This is a genomic window from Paenibacillus sp. Soil750, from assembly GCF_001428045.1.
Taxonomy (GTDB): Bacteria; Bacillota; Bacilli; order Paenibacillales; family NBRC-103111; genus Paenibacillus_E; species Paenibacillus_E allorhizoplanae.
The window spans coordinates 243,546-260,249 of record NZ_LMSD01000040.1 but is presented as its reverse complement, the minus strand read 5'-3'; the positions used below and the strand labels follow the sequence as shown (position 1 = coordinate 260,249).

The 16,704-nt window shown below is 47.6% G+C and carries 12 protein-coding genes; 6 read left to right on the top strand and 6 right to left on the bottom strand.

Going from position 1 to position 16,704, the window contains the following annotated elements; all coding sequences use genetic code 11:
• Positions 1–18 precede the first annotated feature (18 nt).
• Complete coding sequence (locus ASL11_RS28575; protein ID WP_056622334.1) at positions 19–2,127, bottom strand: multicopper oxidase family protein; 2,109 nt, start codon at positions 2,125–2,127, stop codon at positions 19–21.
• Positions 2,128–2,435: 308 nt separating this feature from the next.
• Here ASL11_RS28575 and ASL11_RS28570 point away from each other — a divergent pair, with 308 nt between their 5' ends.
• The 4 genes from ASL11_RS28570 to ASL11_RS28555 all read left to right on the top strand — a co-directional run bounded on the left by ASL11_RS28570 (position 2,436) and on the right by ASL11_RS28555 (position 7,293).
• Positions 2,436–2,636 (top strand): cold-shock protein, encoded by a 201-nt coding sequence (locus ASL11_RS28570; RefSeq protein WP_056622333.1) that lies wholly within the window; start codon positions 2,436–2,438, stop codon positions 2,634–2,636.
• A gap of 90 nt (positions 2,637–2,726) precedes the next feature.
• The gene (locus ASL11_RS28565) at positions 2,727–2,954 is read left to right on the top strand and encodes a cold-shock protein (RefSeq protein WP_056622331.1); all 228 of its coding nucleotides are present in this window, start codon (positions 2,727–2,729) and stop codon (positions 2,952–2,954) included.
• Between the two features lie 128 nt (positions 2,955–3,082).
• Positions 3,083–4,513, top strand: coding sequence for a M23 family metallopeptidase (locus ASL11_RS38055; protein ID WP_056622328.1), 1,431 nt, complete (start codon positions 3,083–3,085; stop codon positions 4,511–4,513).
• A gap of 449 nt (positions 4,514–4,962) precedes the next feature.
• Positions 4,963–7,293: an ATP-dependent DNA helicase gene (locus ASL11_RS28555; RefSeq protein WP_056622326.1), complete on the top strand. Its 2,331-nt coding sequence runs from the start codon at positions 4,963–4,965 to the stop codon at positions 7,291–7,293.
• A gap of 69 nt (positions 7,294–7,362) precedes the next feature.
• On the opposite strand, the gene ASL11_RS28550 is transcribed toward ASL11_RS28555, so the two are convergent.
• From ASL11_RS28550 to ASL11_RS28530, 5 genes are all read right to left on the bottom strand, one after another.
• Complete coding sequence (locus tag ASL11_RS28550; protein ID WP_056622324.1) at positions 7,363–8,526, bottom strand: iron-containing alcohol dehydrogenase; 1,164 nt, start codon at positions 8,524–8,526, stop codon at positions 7,363–7,365.
• A gap of 211 nt (positions 8,527–8,737) precedes the next feature.
• Positions 8,738–10,270 carry an extracellular solute-binding protein gene (locus ASL11_RS28545; RefSeq protein ID WP_056622322.1) on the bottom strand — a complete coding sequence of 511 codons (1,533 nt, stop codon included), beginning with the start codon at positions 10,268–10,270 and terminating at the stop codon, positions 8,738–8,740.
• A 71-nt stretch (positions 10,271–10,341) separates the two neighbouring features.
• On the bottom strand, positions 10,342–11,220 hold the full coding sequence (locus tag ASL11_RS28540) for a carbohydrate ABC transporter permease (protein ID WP_056622320.1): 879 nt from the start codon (positions 11,218–11,220) through the stop codon (positions 10,342–10,344).
• A gap of 17 nt (positions 11,221–11,237) precedes the next feature.
• The gene (locus ASL11_RS28535; protein WP_436240294.1) at positions 11,238–12,194 is read right to left on the bottom strand and encodes an ABC transporter permease; all 957 of its coding nucleotides are present in this window, start codon (positions 12,192–12,194) and stop codon (positions 11,238–11,240) included.
• Positions 12,195–12,440: 246 nt separating this feature from the next.
• On the bottom strand, positions 12,441–14,699 hold the full coding sequence (locus ASL11_RS28530; RefSeq protein ID WP_056622318.1) for a helix-turn-helix domain-containing protein: 2,259 nt from the start codon (positions 14,697–14,699) through the stop codon (positions 12,441–12,443).
• Between the two features lie 191 nt (positions 14,700–14,890).
• Here ASL11_RS28530 and ASL11_RS28525 point away from each other — a divergent pair, with 191 nt between their 5' ends.
• On the top strand, positions 14,891–15,940 hold the full coding sequence (locus ASL11_RS28525; protein WP_056622316.1) for a GGDEF domain-containing protein: 1,050 nt from the start codon (positions 14,891–14,893) through the stop codon (positions 15,938–15,940).
• 5 nt (positions 15,941–15,945) lie between these two features.
• Entirely contained in the window at positions 15,946–16,341 is a 396-nt protein-coding gene (locus ASL11_RS28520; protein ID WP_056622795.1) for a VOC family protein, read from the top strand.
• Positions 16,342–16,704: the final 363 nt, after the last annotated feature.

Here is a 16,704-nt window from a genome sequence, read left to right as displayed (position 1 = left end):
ATTTCCCCCATGGAATTCTTATTCCGGATGATTCTGTGTGCCGCTTCCAACCGAAAATGGCGTTGTAATCCCTTCATACATCAAATGCATCGACATCCCCGCGGCAGCGTGCACAAGATTATGGCAGTGATCCATCCATAGACCTGGATTATTAGCAACGAAAGCGACCTCATACGTATCCCCAGGCTGAACGTCTAGCGTATCCGACCACCATGGACTGCCTGTGGAAGGCTTGCCATTGCGTGAAAGGACGAGCACATGATGACCATGTAAATGCATTGGATGCTCGACATTTCCACGATTAACGAACGTCGTTTTAACCAGATCCCCTTCCTTCACCATGAACATCGGTGCATCAGGGAACACTTTTCCATTCAATGTATAAAGGAAATCGAAATTTCTGTTATAGAAACCTAGTTTATTATCTAAAATCAGTGTGAAATCTCGATCAAATTTGCTATCCGCATCAAAAGGTGTGGCCTTCGGACTGCCATAGGTAAGCGGATCGAAAGCTACGGTTTGCGGCAGTTCAGGAACGTTCCCTCGGCCATCTGCTGACAGAAGAATGCCTCCATTTTTATTCGTTCCCACATTTAAATAAACAGGATGATCCGGCATAACAAATGTTAGATCAAATCGTCCGCCAGTTGGCACAATGACACGTGTATTGGTCAAGAGATCCGGCTTATTCAAATCTGTCCCATCGATAGCAGCCACTTCAAAAGGAGTACCCACTAGTGTATAGGTTTGATTGACCCAATCATCTGTGTTGATGAGTCGCATCCGGACAGGCGTCCCAGGAGCAACTGCTTGACGATCTAGTTCATCATTTGCGCCAATAGCGAACGTATTCTTCCAACGATGGGTCATAACCGTGATATCTTTGAACGGAATTGTAAATGTTGTTGTATCTGCAACCTCTTTCGGTTCTACAATTAACGCTCCGAAAAGCCCCATACTCACTGCTTCTTGTGAATCCTGATGCGAATGGTACCAGAAGCTGCCCACCTGCTCAGCGCGGAAACGGTACGTGTAAGTTTCACCGGGCATTACCGCATTTTGCGTAGCCCCAGCGACGCCGTCTTCGGCATTAGGTACATCTAAACCGTGCCAATGGGCGGTAACACCAACATCAATATCCTCGTTCGTTAGCGTGACTTCAATGAGTTCGCCTTCTTTCATACGAAGCTCAGGTCCAGGGATTTGACCGTTATAGGTCCAAGCATCCACCGTTTTGCCAGAGCTGAGTGTGACGGTTTTTTTCTGCGCTACGAGTGTAAAATGACGATCGGGCGTGCCCTCTTTCGGGCCCGTTAGGTCGGCCACTGATACCATGCCTGCCATATTGGACATAGCGGTCATGTCATGGCCAGCATGCTCGCTTATCACTCCGCCGCCGTAATCATGCGTTCCGCTGGCCATGTCGATTTCGGCGGGCAGTACGCTTTTATCCATCGCGAATGTAATTAAATAGAAGCCGATACCTGCGGTCACGATGAGAACGCCCGTCATGGCACCAAAGCGTGCCAATAGGCGAGGTGCTTGATAGTTAGGTGCTTTACGTACCTGCTTGGCACGCAGATTATGTCTCAACCAAAGTCCAGCGGCTAAAACAATAAACACTACGAGCGGAATAGTGATTTCTAACCAGTGGAAAGGAACTGGAGGTACAAATGAGAAATAAAGTGATGCTGCTGCGCTAAGCGCGGTTAATTGGTAAGGAAATATAAGGCCTGGGCTAGCGGCTCTTTGGAACATAGCAGGCTCAATGGTGGAGCCACTCTCAGTTAAGCTTATATTGGTTAGAGAGCGAAGCTTCAGCAGCTTAGGAACGGCTACGAACCATATGCTCAAAAGCGGAACAACGACTAGCGGAGCTTGCAGGAAGATGCGGTCCTTCCAGAAAATCGTGTCCATGTTCATCTGCAGCCAGACGATGGCGGCTACTATTGCTGCCGCAGGGATGATGGGAAACCATGCCCAAAAGAGCAGCTTGCGCGTTTTGCGGTGCAGCTTCTCCAAGCTTCCGCTGTACAATAATCGGGACGCTTTGACGCTTCCGATCCACGTGAAAATGACGAATAAAACACTTGCTGCTAATATCGTTTGAATACTTGCGTTATACACGATTAAAACCCTCCTAGACTCGATACCACAAGTATAGTCCCCCTGCCCTGCGCATCAAACCGTCTGGAGACCAAGGGGCAACCTAGACTAAAGTTGGGGAGCCCTTTTTTTAATTTTATACTTGTAAAGTCTGGAAATAGTTTGCGTTTTCATGAGTGGTGTGTTATGATAAATCCAATCGACAAATAGAACCTGAATTCACATATTGTAAAGGGTTTTCATTTTTGTTAGTGAACCTTATACAATGTGTGAATTTTTTCTCTTTGAAGAATAAAAAACATGTTAATAATTTTTGGAGGTATTTCACAATGGCTACTGGTACAGTAAAATGGTTTAACGCAGAAAAAGGTTTCGGTTTCATCGAAGTTGAAGGCGGCAACGATGTATTCGTTCACTTCTCCGCAATCCAAGGTGAAGGTTTCAAAACTTTGGACGAAGGTCAATCCGTTGAATTCAGCGTAGTTCAAGGTAACCGCGGACCACAAGCAGAAAACGTTGTAAAACTGTAATATAATTAAAAAGACTGCCTTTACTTAAGTAATGGCAGTCTTTTTCAATTTAAAGCTAGCTGACGCTTAGTACTCTAAGGAGGTTTATCCATGTATTCCAGAAAAAAGTCGCTTGAAGAGATGCCTCTAGAAAATGTGACGGTATGGTCTTGTGAAAATGAAGGCTGTAAAGGCTGGATGCGAGATAATTTTGCATTCGATCACGTGCCGACATGTCATTTATGTCAGTCCACAATGGTTCGAAGTGTCAAGTTACTTCCATTAGTTAATAACACGAATAGTGATCAGAAAACGCTCAAAAAGGGCGTACAAATATAGCGTTATAGAACCCGAAGACATAACTGTCTTCGGGTTTTTTGTGTTACCATAAGAAGAGTGAAATCAGAGGACGAAGACGTCTTAATAACTAGACAACCTGTCGTCATTCAAGGGAGGTAGGAACGTCTGTGAGACCAAGAAAAAGGCGTCAATGGCCACTGTTGGTTGGCGCTTGCATCCTAGCTGCTGGTGTGGTCATTTTCATGGGAGACTCGCCATTTGCAACATCGACCTCTTCGAATAAGGAGGTACCAGATAGCGTTGTCGCAACACCTGTACCAACCCCAACACCTCGTGAAGCCTTGGAGTTTCGGATGCTTGATTTCGATCGAGGCTGGGTGAAATACGCGGATGGGATGGCTCAAACTTCGGATGGCGGCGCGCATTGGCAGGAAGTCACTAGTACGGAAGCGCTGCCGACTGATGGGGGAGCGACTACGAATGGATTGGAAGCGATCACAAAGCTGCTGAGCTTGGAGAGCGGGACTGGGGGTCCGGCGGAAGGAGCATTAGGAGCTTCAGCTACGACGTCCTCAGGAAGCCTGAGTGTGGATATTGTTACGCTGAACGGGACGATGTTTGATGTGAAGCAGTCACAGTTCGTGACGCCGAAGATTGGTTGGGCTCTATTACCAAGCACAACGAATAGTAAAAGCCCACTTGTGCTCACCGTGGATGGTGGACAGAGTTGGATAGATGGCATGACGGAGGACGCGAAAGCAGTCATTCAAGGGGTGAAAGCCCATTTGACACAGCTCAAAGCGGAGGCCTTGCTCTATAAAGATGAAGCGGGCGCGAAAGCAGTCATGGGCGCTAGCTGGAAGCTTATACCGGAGCAGGCATCGCCTGGGGATATCGTGCTTGTGCGTCATAAGGAGCCAGGCAGTATTGCTTGGCAGGGCAAAACCTACACACTTCAACCTTATGAAGCGGGATATTTCACGTATTTGCCAATCTCGATGAGTGTGAAGGCGGGCACATATCCGATTGGTGATCAGACGCTGACCATCAAGACGAAGAAGTTCGAGACGCAGTATTTGAAGGTTACCGAGCAAATGGAGAGCATGAAACAGGATACGACGCGCATCAACGCCGATCAGAAGAAGATCGATCTGGCGCGCAGCAAGTCGGAGCCGAGTTTTTTGTTCAGCGGGCCGTTCGTGAAGCCGATCGAGGGGATTTTGACCACGCCGTATGGGTACACCCGTTATGTGAATGGGAAATACGACAGCGCGCATATGGCCCTTGATCTGGCCGCCAAAGAAGGCACGCCGATCAAGGCTACGAACGATGGAGTTGTAGCGCTAGCAGAACTCCTGTATTTGACCGGCAATTCCATCTATATTGACCATGGGATGGGGCTGTTCTCGCAGTACGCGCATCTCTCCGAGCTGCGAGTTAAGCCTGGCGACCGCGTCAAGCAGGGCGACATTATCGGGCTCGTCGGCACGACTGGCTTCTCCACTGGGCCGCATCTGCATTTTACCTTCTGGGCGCATAATATTCAGGCCAATCCGGACTTGTTTTTTAATACAACCCCGTTTCAGTGGGTGAAATGATCGTGAAGTGAGACGTCAACAAGACGATCCCCCCTTCAGCGTATGAGCTAGGCTCGTCGTGGAGGGGTTTTTGGCGTGGGGTTTGTGCATCGCCAGATACTTACTCATCTACCTCACCCACCACACGCTGCCCTTCTCACACTCAATCATCTCCCGCCCACCACACGCAAATAAATGGAAAAAATACAGCTAATTTCCCCGTATTCCTTCGATATTCACGTTTAAATGGAAAATATGTAGTTATTTCGGCGGTTTTGGATAATTTTCTTGAATATGCACGAATTTAGATGGATATTTTCCAGTTAATTCGCTGAATCGGGGTAAAGCGATGAAATTAGCTGTACAAAATCCAGTTATTTGCGCGGAGGTTAGAGTGACAGGAGCCAGTAGTGTTTCACCGATGCACATGGTATAATAAGGAACAAATGTTCTAAAAATGGAGACATGGCATGCTACCTGTTGTTCAGATATCAGTTCGTTCGCTTGTGGAATATGTGTTTAGCAGTGGTAGTATTGATACGGGATTTCGGTCGAGTAAGTCATTAAGTGATGGTACAAAGGCACATCAAAGATTGCAAAAGCAATACGGAGAATCCGATCAACGTGAAGTGTATGTATCTGCGGAGATTGCGTATGAGGGGCTTTTATTTGTTATAGATGGGCGTTGTGATGGGCTGCTAACTGGGACTGATGACGACGGTGCATTAACGGTAGATGAAATCAAATCGACTTCCGGAGATATTGCGCTGATTGAAGAGAATTCGTACCCTGTGCACTGGGCACAGGCGATGTGTTATGCCTACATGATTGCCCATGATCGAGAGCTAAACCAGATGCGAGTTCAGATGACGTATACACAGGTAGATACGGAGGAGACGCGGCATTTTGTGAGGGAAGCTGCTTACGAAGAACTAGAGCGGTTTGTGCATGAGGTGATTCAGAGCTACTATCCGTACGCACAAGTGAAATATGACCATGAGCAGCGCAGAAATCTGAGCATCAAGGAGCTGCAGTTCCCTTTTCCACAGTATCGGGAAGGGCAGCGCAAGCTGGTGGGGGCGGTGTACAAAACTATCCAGGATGGGCACAAGCTATTCGCTAAGGCACCGACAGGCATTGGAAAGACGATGTCGACGCTTTTTCCGTCGGTGAAAGCGATGGGGGAGGGCGTGCTGCAGCGGTTTTTTTATTTGACGGCGAAGACGATCACGCGCACAGCGGCAGAGGAAGCTTTTTACCTGTTGCAGGACAAGGGCTTGCAGCTACAGGTGGTTACGCTAACCGCGAAGGAGAAAGTGTGTTTGAAGGACGAGGTCAAGTGTACACCGGCACACTGTGAGTTTGCGGACGGCTACTATGATCGGGTGAATGAGGCGGTGCTGGATCTACTCAGGCAGGAAACGGTGATGACGCGTTCGGTGATTGAGACGTATGCGCGGAAGCATCGCGTGTGTCCATTCGAGTTCTCATTGGATGTGGCCTATGCGGCGGATGCGGTGATTTGTGATTACAATTATATCTTTGACCCGCGTGTGAATTTGAAAAGGCTGTTTGAGGAGCAGAAGCGCAAAACAACGCTGCTTATTGATGAAGCGCATAATCTGGTGGATCGAGCACGGGAGATGTACGCCAGTGAGTTGCATAAATCGGTCTACCTTACGCTGCAGCGGGAATTCAAAGGTGTGAGTAAAGAGCTCCATGACGCGGCTAAAGCTGTAAATGCCTATTTCATAGCGCTCCGTAAGCAGGTGGGCGATCGTGAGATGATGGTGGAGTCTGGGCTGCCGGAATCGTTATTGGTGCATGTGGAAGCATTTATAGCGATAGCGGAAAAGGAATTAGCGAGATCGGCCGGTGGTACTTCAACGAGTGCGGTACTTTTGGATGCGTATTTTGGTGCGCAAAATTTCGTGCGCATCTCGAAGTTGTATGACGAGCGGTATGTGACGCTAGCTGTGAATGACCGGAACGAGGTCAGCGTGAAGGTCGTGTGTTTAGATCCATCTCATCTATTGCGGCAGATGGGGAAGGGGTATCGGGCACATGTGTTTTTCTCGGCGACACTGTCACCTTTGTCCTATTTCATGGACATGTTAGGGGCAGGAGAAGACGATTACTCTGTGACGGTGCCGTCGCCTTTTGCGAAAGAGCAGCTGGAAGTTTTCGTGCAGCCTCTTTCCACCCGTTACCAGGATCGGGAACACAGTCGTACGCAGATTGCTCGTTCGATCTATGAGCTAGTCACGGGACGAGCGGGGAATTATTTGGTGTTTTTCCCTTCGTATGCGTATATGAGCAGTGTGTACGAGGCTTTTACGGATCTTGTCGGTGAGGCGGCGGATACGTCGCACCTCAACATACTCGTTCAGCAGGTCAAAATGACGGAGGAAGAGCGAGAGCACTTTCTGTCGGCGTTTCAGGCGGGATCGGAGATGACGTTAGTGGGGTTTGCGGTGATGGGTGGGATCTTCTCCGAGGGCATTGATCTTGTCGGCGATCGTTTAACGGGCGTCGTTGTAGTGGGGGTTGGCTTGCCACAGCTAGGGCCAGAGCGTAATCTGATCAAGGATTACATGGAGCGTACGGGCAAAAACGGCTACGACTATGCCTATGTCTATCCCGGCATGAACAAAGTACAGCAGGCTGGCGGAAGGCTAATCCGCTCCGAAACGGATCACGGCGTGCTGCTGATGATCGATGATCGGTACCTACAGCCGCGTTATCAGCGTCTGCTGCCGGAAGAATGGCGCGACTATAAGGTGCTGCCTGTGCAGCGTTAGGATCTAAGATTAAAAAGCCGCTCCCAAGGTTGATACCTTGGAGAGCGGCTTGTTTATGTGGGCTATGTCTTATAGCGACATCTGATAAATTTTCACGACATCGGCGCGAGTCAGCTTCTGGAAGTTACCGAAATCGCCGTATATCATGGCTTTATCGGCCATGAGCTCGATGGTGGATTCGTCGATGTTGTAATCAGCCAATCGGCTAGGTGCGCCGATACTGGTGAAGAACGCACGCAATGCCGCGATACCTTCCTCGGCAATTTGCTTATCGGATTTGCCTGCGGCATCGATGCCGAAGACACGCTGCGCGAACTGTTTGAAGCGTCCCACGTTGGCATCGAGGTTGTGAGTCATCCAGTTCGGGAAGAGAATGGCCAAACCGCCGCCGTGCGGGATATCATGGACAGCGGAAACCGCATGCTCCAGATTGTGCGTCGCCCAATCCCCGCGGATGCCCATGCTTAGCGTGCCATTCAGCGCCATAGTGCCGCTGTACAGAATGGTTGCGCGGTGCTCCAGGTTGTTCAGATCCGCTAGCAGAAGAGGAGCCGTGTCGATAACCGTACGCAGAATCGTTTCGCAGAAACCATCCTGCACAGGAGAGTTCGTGCCATGATGGAAGTATTGCTCAAACACGTGAGACATAATATCGACCATGCCGTATACGGTTTGGTTTTCAGGCAAGGATGTCGTATGAGCGGGGTCAAGGATAGAGAATTTCGGGAATGAGTATGGACTTCCCCAGCCAAGTTTATCTTGAGTTTCCCAATTTGTAATGACAGAACCGGAGTTCATTTCGGACCCAGTCGCAGCGATTGTCAGCACGGTTGCTAACGGAAGTGCGCCTGTTGCTGCTGCTTTGCGAGTTGCGATATCCCAGAAATCGCCATCGAACTTGGCGCCAACGGCAATGGCTTTCGCGCAATCGATCACACTGCCACCGCCTACTGCAAGGATGAGATCGATATTGTTGCTACGGCACAGGGCTACGCCGCGGTGGACAGTCGTCAATCTCGGATTAGGCTCAACGCCGCTAAGTTCTACGATGGTTGCCTCGAGACCGTGCAAGAGGTTAACGACTTTGTCATAGATACCATTGGCTTTGATGCTGCCTCCGCCATAGACAAGCAAAATATTTGTCCCATACTTCGGTACTTCGGTCGTTAGTTTGTCTAATTGACCTTGACCGAAATGTAGGGTAGTTGGATTATGGAATGTGAAATTATTCATGATCATACCTCCTCGAACATAACTAGGGAATGATTCCCCTCTTACTATTGTATAGTAACCATCTGACAAATACAAAACTAGCGAGAGGTGTGACCATACTGTACCCGAACCATGTCTGTCTGTACCGAAAATACATACGGATTACTGACCTGTCATATCGACTCTCTCCTTCAAAAAAAGAGAGGCAAAATTCGCCTCTCCTGTTCTGAACTTATTTACCGTTCTTGGCGTATTGCGCACTGAATTCTTCGATGACTTTGTCGCCGCCTGCTTTTCTCCATTGCTCAATCGCTTGCTTCCAACCTGCTTCATCCAGCTTGCCTAGGATAAATTTCGTGCGAGCATCGTCAATGATCGGCTTCAATTCCGTGCCTTTCGTTGTTTGAGTTTCGGACACGAGCGGGTTCGTCGGATTGTTAACCGCAATCGTTTCGTTTTCTTTGATCATTTTGCCGTACTTCTCCATCAGAGGTGTTTCTTTACCTGTTGTTTTGGCTGTATATTTGGCGATCTGTAATTGCAGGTAGCTGGAGCCTACTTCGGTGTCTTGCAGCTTTTGATCAATAAATACCGGCTTGCCGTCTTCGGTCTTATAATGCTTGCCTTCAATTCCCCAGCCTAGTAAATCCAGCATCTTCTGATCGGATAGCTTGTCGTAGAAGCCAAGGATTTGTTTCAATTCGGCCTCTGTTTTCACACTTGATTTCGGGAACATGAACACGCTGTTATAGCCTACGCCGCCAGGCAGTCTTTCGCCTTTAGGCCCAGTGATTCTACTCACAACGTCCACGTCAGAGCCAGGGAAGGACTTGGCAAGGGTTGCTTGATAGCCTGCGCCGTCAATCATATTCGAGATCACAGCTCCAGCCTTGCCTTGGTTAATATCATCCTTCTTCTGTTGGTTGTTCAGCACAGGGAAGTCTTGTTTAATCAATTTTTCATCGTACAATTTTTTATAAAATTTCATGGCTTCAAAATACTCCGGCGCTAAGAAATCCGGGCTTAACTTGCCGTCTTTCACTTCCCAGCTGTTCGGTGCGCCCATGATCGAAGCTACGACGCCAAACCCATCCATGGTTTTCTCTTCGGTCAAGCCCACGGTATCTGCTTTGCCGTTCTTATCGGGGTCGTTTAATGTGAACGCTTTAAATACATTGTACAAATCATCTATGGTTTTCGGTGCACTAAGCCCGACATTCTTTAACCAGTCGCTGCGGAAAATAACACCGTACGTCGCCAAATCGCGTGCTCGATACAAGCCGTATATTTTGCCGTCAACTTTAATGTTGTCGAAGACAGAAGGGTTCATTTTCGATAGATTCGGATAGTCCTTCAAATAAGGACCGACTTCCCAGAATACACCCGCACGTACAGCGCTCAAAATATTGGAATCCTTATTGTTCTGTACAAGCAGCGCCTTTGGCAGCTCACCGGAAGCAATCGTAACATTCACCTTTTCCTTGTAGGAGGAGTTGGGGACCCAGGAGATGTCCAATTTGGTATTCGTGTAGGCTTCGATCTGCTTCTGTACTTCACTATCCGCTTTCGGCGGCTCGGCATACATGAGCGTCATGACACTCAGTTTCAGCGGCTCTTTGTTGGCAGGTGAACTGGCAGCGCTTGTACTCGTGCCTCCTGTTGTAGGACTTGCGTCGTTTCCACAGCCAGTAAGCAGTGCAGCAGCGCCTACCATCATACCCATCGTTGCAATTCCGGCTTTTCTCATTCCTGCATGTGTTCTCATCGTGGTATTGCCTCCCCATATTCTTATTGTATATGAATGCATCCCAATCACAATAGCTCTCGGGAGCCTTTTCAACCTTTCACAGAACCGAGCATGACACCTTTGGCAAAATGTTTTTGCAGAAAGGGATACACGATCAAAATAGGCACCGTGGAAATGACAATGACCGCCATTTTAATAATTTGGGACGGAGGTGCGATGTAGTTCTGATCGAACTGCGTAGAGTCACCGATTCCGCCTTGTGAAAGGATGACGATTTGCCTTAGCCAGACCTGGATGGGCCACATTTTGGAATCGTTGATGTACATAATGGCGTTGAAAAAGGTGTTCCAGTGTCCAACGGAATAGAATAAGGCGAAAGTAGCCAGAACCGGTGCTGATAAGGGTAAAACGATGCGAAAGAGCAGTCCTACATCACTGCAGCCGTCAATCTTCGCCGCTTCCTCCAGTCCTTCAGGTAGTTGTCTAAAAAAGCTAACGACGACGATCAAATTGAATGCGCTGATCGCATTCGGGATGAGTAGGGACCAGTAGCTATTGAGCATCCCAAGCGATTTGACAACCAGAAATGTGGGTAGAATACCGCCGTGGAACAGCATGGTGAAAACGATCATCATCATGAAGAGCTTTCTGCCGGCGAAATCCTGTCTAGATAGCGGATAGGCAAGCAGTGTGGTGAACAACAGATTAATGAACGTCCCGACAACCGTGATCCCGATGGTAACGAATAAGCTGTTGACGATGATGTGTGTGGAGAAAATATAGCGATACCCTTCCAATGAGAAAGAGGTTGGGAAAAGGATGAAGCCGCGTTTGAGCACCTCTGCCGGCTCTGCGAACGAGACGGACACAATGTAGATGAACGGAAGTAAGGTAATTAAGGCGAATACGGTTAAAAAGGTATAATTGAAGCCGTCAAAGATGCGGCTGCCTAAGCTCTTATTGATCATTTTTCACATTTCCCTCCTTAATACAGACCGCTTTCGCCCATTTTTTTGGCCATTCGGTTAGCACCAACGACCAACACCAGTCCGATAATGGATTTGAATAAGCCGACTGCTGTGCTATAGCTGAATTGCCCCTGCTGAATACCGACATTGTAGACATACGTATCAAATACCTCGCCTACGTCGCGGTTCATGGCGTTCAGCATGAGGAAGATTTGTTCAAAGCCTGTATCTAGGAATGAACCCAATCGTAAAATAAACAGGATCACGATGACACTTCGTATGGCTGGAAGCGTGATGTGCCACAACTGCCGAAAACGGCCAGCCCCATCGATTTTCGCTGCTTCATATAATTGGGGGTCAACACCTGCTAATGCGGCGAGAAAGATGATGGTTCCCCAACCAGTCTCTTTCCAAATGACCTGCGAAATGATCATCGTTCGGAACCACTCACTAGAAATTAGGAATTCGATTTTAGGAAGTCCGATGGAGGCCAGCACATCATTTACAATGCCGCCTTCTGTCGTGAAGAAGATGTAGGAAATACCTACGACTACGACCCACGATACAAAATGAGGAATATACACAATCGTTTGGATCGTTCGTTTAAAGACTTCTCGGCGAATTTCGTTTAATAACAGGGCCAAGATAATGGGAAGCGGGAAGAAGAATACCAAATTATAGACAGCCATAATAATCGTATTCTTAAATAACAGGGCGAAGGAGGCATCGAAAAAGAAGCGCTCGAAATGCTTTAGACCCACCCATTTGCTATGAAGCATCCCTAGTGCTGGTTGATAATCCTGAAAAGCAATTAACAGCCCCCACATTGGAAAGTAGCGAAAAATAATGAAGTAGAGCATACCGGGTAACGCCATCAGATAAAGCCATTTGTTTTTCAACAGACGGTTTAACCTGAGGCGTGCCTTGCTCTTAGCAACCGCATCTGATCTTAACGGTTTGGAAGTCAGTTCCACGAGTCATCGTCCTCCTTGATTGTTGTGACAGCGTTAGCATATCGAAGTCCAGAATTGCCTTCAATAATCAGCAGCGCTCCAGATGCAAGATGAGGCGAAAACAAGTGCAATTCCGCGTTTTATAATCATTAGAGACCTCTGTCATAATCATTTGAAATCGATCCCATGCTGCACGACAACACAAAAAAACCTGGCGCAGTGGCCAGGTTCTTATCTACTTATATAGGTATACGTATGAAGGAGTGATCATTGCGAAGTCTTTTTGAGTTCTCTGTACTGACCAGGTGTCATGCCCTCCAACTTTCGAAAGTTGCGGATGAAATTTTGCGCATTCGTGTATTGCAAGCGTTCAGCAATTTCTGTAATTTTCATTTCAGTTCCACTGAGCCAGCTGATCGCCATGTCATGGCGGTAGCTTGCTAGATAATCACTGAAGTTCATCCCTGTTTCTTTCCGGAACATGCGGCGAATATAATGTGTGCTGTAATTCATCCGTAAGGCACATTGATCAAGTGTCAGGTCGCTGTCATAATAGGCATGGACCAAATCCATGACCGAGCGGGAAATGCTTTTGCCAGACGATTCATGACGCTTGCGGACTAGCTCCATCATCGGATGAATGATGTGTGATTTGAACCATCCTTCAATTTCTTGCGGCGTTTTGAGGCTGAACAGCTGCTCATATTCATTGCGTCCATCATGAGAGAAGAGTTCCCCGGTATCCCCCATGTCATATACAATACGAGCTAGATCGGTCAACAGCATCGCGAAGGAGATGCGATACAGGTTAGGATCGGTTTCCACGCGGAGCACCTCTTGAATGAACTGCTGGAGCAGCTCGCCAGCCTTGTCCTTTTCCAAAAAGGCAATCGCCTGTGTTAGCTCGGAAACGAGATGATGCGGATAATAATGACGGGACGCTTGCTGCGGCTTCAGGTCATCTAGATGCAGAATGGCTTTCTCCCCGAGACGAATCCGATATTGCAGCGCTTCTTTGGCTTCAAGAAACGCTTGCGGCGTTTCATCTATGGCTTCATAAGGACGACTGATCCCGACGCTGACTTTAAGCTCCAGAAAATCGGCTGCCGCTTTCTGCACAGACTCGGCAAATTCACTCAACTGACTAAGCAAATCCCGATGATTGTCCATTTCACTGCCCACCAGCGTCACCTGATAGTTACCAATCGGCATGGCATGAATGCGGTGGGGATGCGGGATGAGCTCTGAGGCGATATTGTTGATCGCAAACAAGAGTAAGTCCTGCTCACCGGGCTTGTAGCGCGTGTGCTCCAAGGTATCAATCTGCAAAACCATGACGGCATAGCGCCGCCAAACGGGAATATGAAACTGACTTGCTTTTTCCTGCAGCTCTCCGCGATGCATCTCACCTTGAAACAGTTTTAACATGAAATAATCAACAAGCTGGCCGAATTGGCTCTTCATTTGACCTTCCAGCTGTTCCTTGGATTGATGCAGGGATGCGAATTGAGTCCCAACCCACTGTAATTCATCCTTAACGACCGTTCCGCCGTTAGCTGGCTTGCTGTGACGCATTGTAAATTCTACTAGGCTACGTATAGGAACTGACATCCGTTTGGAACCCCAATAGGCTAGCAGGGCTGTAAAAAGAAGCAGAAGCAGACAAGCTGTTAATGTAGCCCAGCCAATTGAGGCAGATTCCCTTTTCGCTTCTTCCAAAGGAATAATGGATACATAGGTCCAGTTGTTATATCTGGATTGATTATAGATCACGCTATAGTCTTTGCCTTGCAGCGTACTGTTGAAATAGCCCTGCATACTGCCCGTATTCAGCAATTCCTGTGACCAAGACTCGGAGCGAACGCTTTGACCCGCCTTATTAGGATTACTGTCGATGATGACATTCATTTTATCATCTAGAATCATGGTCTCGCGCGTCGAAAAACCGCCGGTCAACAACTTAGCCAGCTCTGAATTGGACACATGGACGGATAAATAGCCCTTTTGTTCCGATCCTGTAGATGGAATGCTCTTGACTAGCTTAATGCCAGAGAAAGTTGGTCCGACATCCGGCACCCAACGTGAGTTATAAGCGGCGTTCACATTGCTGGTTTCCTTGGTATTATCCGTCCCAAAGTAGAAGCCGCCGTCTTTGATATACCAGGCATTCTGAAGACTGTGCAATTCAACGGTTTTAACGCCTAGCTCGTAGGTTTGTACACCCAACAGTCCTTTGACGAGCAAATCAATGTCCTGAAAATCTTCAATTGCCAGTCGCTTCGCCACCGAATTAACAACTAATGGTGTTTCCGCGTAGCGCCCGGATACTTGATCAATGACTTTAAGAATCTGTTCGACACGGTTTTGGGACTGCTGCAAAATGAAAACGTTTGCTTCATTCACTTTGGTTTGGACCTTCGAGGTCGATTGGAAGAAAGAGTAGATACCAAGTGACAGTAAGGGTATCGTACTGACCAATGTTGTGAATATCATCAATTTTATGAAAAAAGAGTAGCGCGGGAGCATAGCTTCCTCCGTACGTTGATATAATGCCTCCCATTGTAACATATCCAGGGACTATTCAGGAAATACTTTTAGGATAAAATTACCACTTAATCTCAATGCGGACGAATGGCGAAGGAGCCCATAAGAAGGACATAGAAACAATTTATAGAATCAATAGGGAGAATGTCATGTGGTAGGGATGTGATTGCAGCATGGTGAAAATAAGAAAGTCTGACCATATCTTAGAAATTGCATATAGCTGTGTACGTTGGTTCCTTCTTGTTACTACAACTTATGTGTATTTGAACTATTACTATAGCGCCTCGCAGAGTCTATCTCTTTTTTGGAGCATGCTGGCAGTCGCTATTCTCTATATGGCAACTACGGAAGTGGCCCTGCATTTTACTCCTATCGCTTCAGGCTTTTATCGCACAGTGACGCGATTGGGTGTCTTTATGGATTACTTCTCTTTTATCGCCATTATCGCACTCACAGATGGCACACATAGCCCACTTCTCCCAATAGCCTACTTGGTTATTCTTCATGCTTCGTTATACTGGAGTTTCCGTGGATCCATGGTGGCGACGGGGATGATTATCATCGGATATTGCTTCATAGTTGATCTGGTGGATGGAGGATTTCGGATAGACGACTTGCCCCGACACTTTTTTAATTTTGCCTTTCTGCTTATGTTTGGTTTCATTGGGGGCATCCTTGTAGCAAGGGAGCGAAAGCATTTTGTCGAGAAAGGCATTTTTGAAAATTTAGCGAAACAGGATTACTTAACTGGACTATATAACCATCGAAGTTTTCAAGAACACATGCGAGAAGCTATCTCAAGTAAACAACCGATTACGCTGATGATGGGGGATATTGACTATTTTAAGCAGATTAATGATCGTTATGGTCACCAAGCGGGAGATACGGTGTTGAGGGAGATCGGCAGCCTATTGGAGACGTCCATCCCAAGTTCACAAGGTCGTGCCTTTCGCTATGGTGGTGAGGAGTTTGCGATTATTTTTTATACAGATTCTCAGGATAAGGCGACGGAGCTTTATCATGTATTTTTGGATAAGCTGCGAGCCAAAGTATTTGAGCATGGCAAGGACGCGTTTCAAGTTACGATGAGCTTCGGTGCCGCACTCCGTGATCGGGGACAAGGTAAGTCGGAGTTGGTCGCCGCGGCGGATAAGTTACTATATGAAGCGAAGACACATGGCAAAAATCAATTGCTATGGGCTCGAACAGAAGGGATGAAGTGATAGCGATGGCAACCTTATCTCCTTATATTTACAGTGCCGATGCGAGAAAGCAGGCTGACTTTTATGTGAGCGTGTTTGGCGGTGAAATCACCAGCATTCAATCGTATGGAGACCTGCCTGGGATGGAAGAGTCGAAGAAGCACTTGATTATGCATTTGGAATTGCAGGCGCTGGGCTTGCGATTTTTCATGGCTGATGCAGGGATTGAAGCCAATGATCGAGGCACTGGCATGGATTTAGCACTCACCTTCAAGGATGAGGAGGAGGCACGTACGATTTATGATGGTTTAGCAATTGATGGCGATGTCATCATGCCGTTTGAACGCATGTTTTGGGGCACGATGCTGGGTCGTGTGCGAGATCGTTACGGAGTCATGTGGCAGGTGGCCACCGAGACATAAGTAGAACAATGAGAGCTCCCTTGTGAGAAGCCGTATGGCTTTCGTGAGGGAGCTTTTTTCCTGTGCAATTCTAACGGACACGATTGCCGCTATTTCGAGAGAAACACACAGATTCCTTGTTAAACGGACACAGGCGCCGCTATTTACGTGTTGAAGGCAATATTGCACCCCAATTAGGAGAATAACGGCTGTGTTGTCCGTTAGAACATGCGAATCAAGCCCAATGATCGATTAGTGTCATCTGTGCCCGCTAGACGGGGGCGAGAGGTGAATTGGGGGAGAATTCGCCCTCCAGAGCTGCTTTTTCCGCCCGAGGACCGATTCGAACCCGTTTATATTCTGTTTAAAATAGGGGAGTATGAT

Bases quoted from the DNA above. Each gene is read 5' to 3' on its own strand.
- ASL11_RS28570 (WP_056622333.1), top strand. From the start codon at position 2,436: ATGGCTACTGGTACAGTAAAATGGTTTAACGCAGAAAAAGGTTTCGGT.
- ASL11_RS28565 (WP_056622331.1), top strand. From the start codon at position 2,727: ATGTATTCCAGAAAAAAGTCGCTTGAAGAGATGCCTCTAGAAAATGTG.
- ASL11_RS28555 (WP_056622326.1), top strand. From the start codon at position 4,963: ATGCTACCTGTTGTTCAGATATCAGTTCGTTCGCTTGTGGAATATGTG.
- ASL11_RS28550 (WP_056622324.1), bottom strand. From the start codon at position 8,526: ATGAATAATTTCACATTCCATAATCCAACTACCCTACATTTCGGTCAA.
- ASL11_RS28545 (WP_056622322.1), bottom strand. From the start codon at position 10,270: ATGAGAACACATGCAGGAATGAGAAAAGCCGGAATTGCAACGATGGGT.
- ASL11_RS28540 (WP_056622320.1), bottom strand. From the start codon at position 11,220: ATGATCAATAAGAGCTTAGGCAGCCGCATCTTTGACGGCTTCAATTAT.
- ASL11_RS28530 (WP_056622318.1), bottom strand. From the start codon at position 14,699: ATGCTCCCGCGCTACTCTTTTTTCATAAAATTGATGATATTCACAACA.
- ASL11_RS28525 (WP_056622316.1), top strand. From the start codon at position 14,891: ATGGTGAAAATAAGAAAGTCTGACCATATCTTAGAAATTGCATATAGC.
- ASL11_RS28520 (WP_056622795.1), top strand. From the start codon at position 15,946: ATGGCAACCTTATCTCCTTATATTTACAGTGCCGATGCGAGAAAGCAG.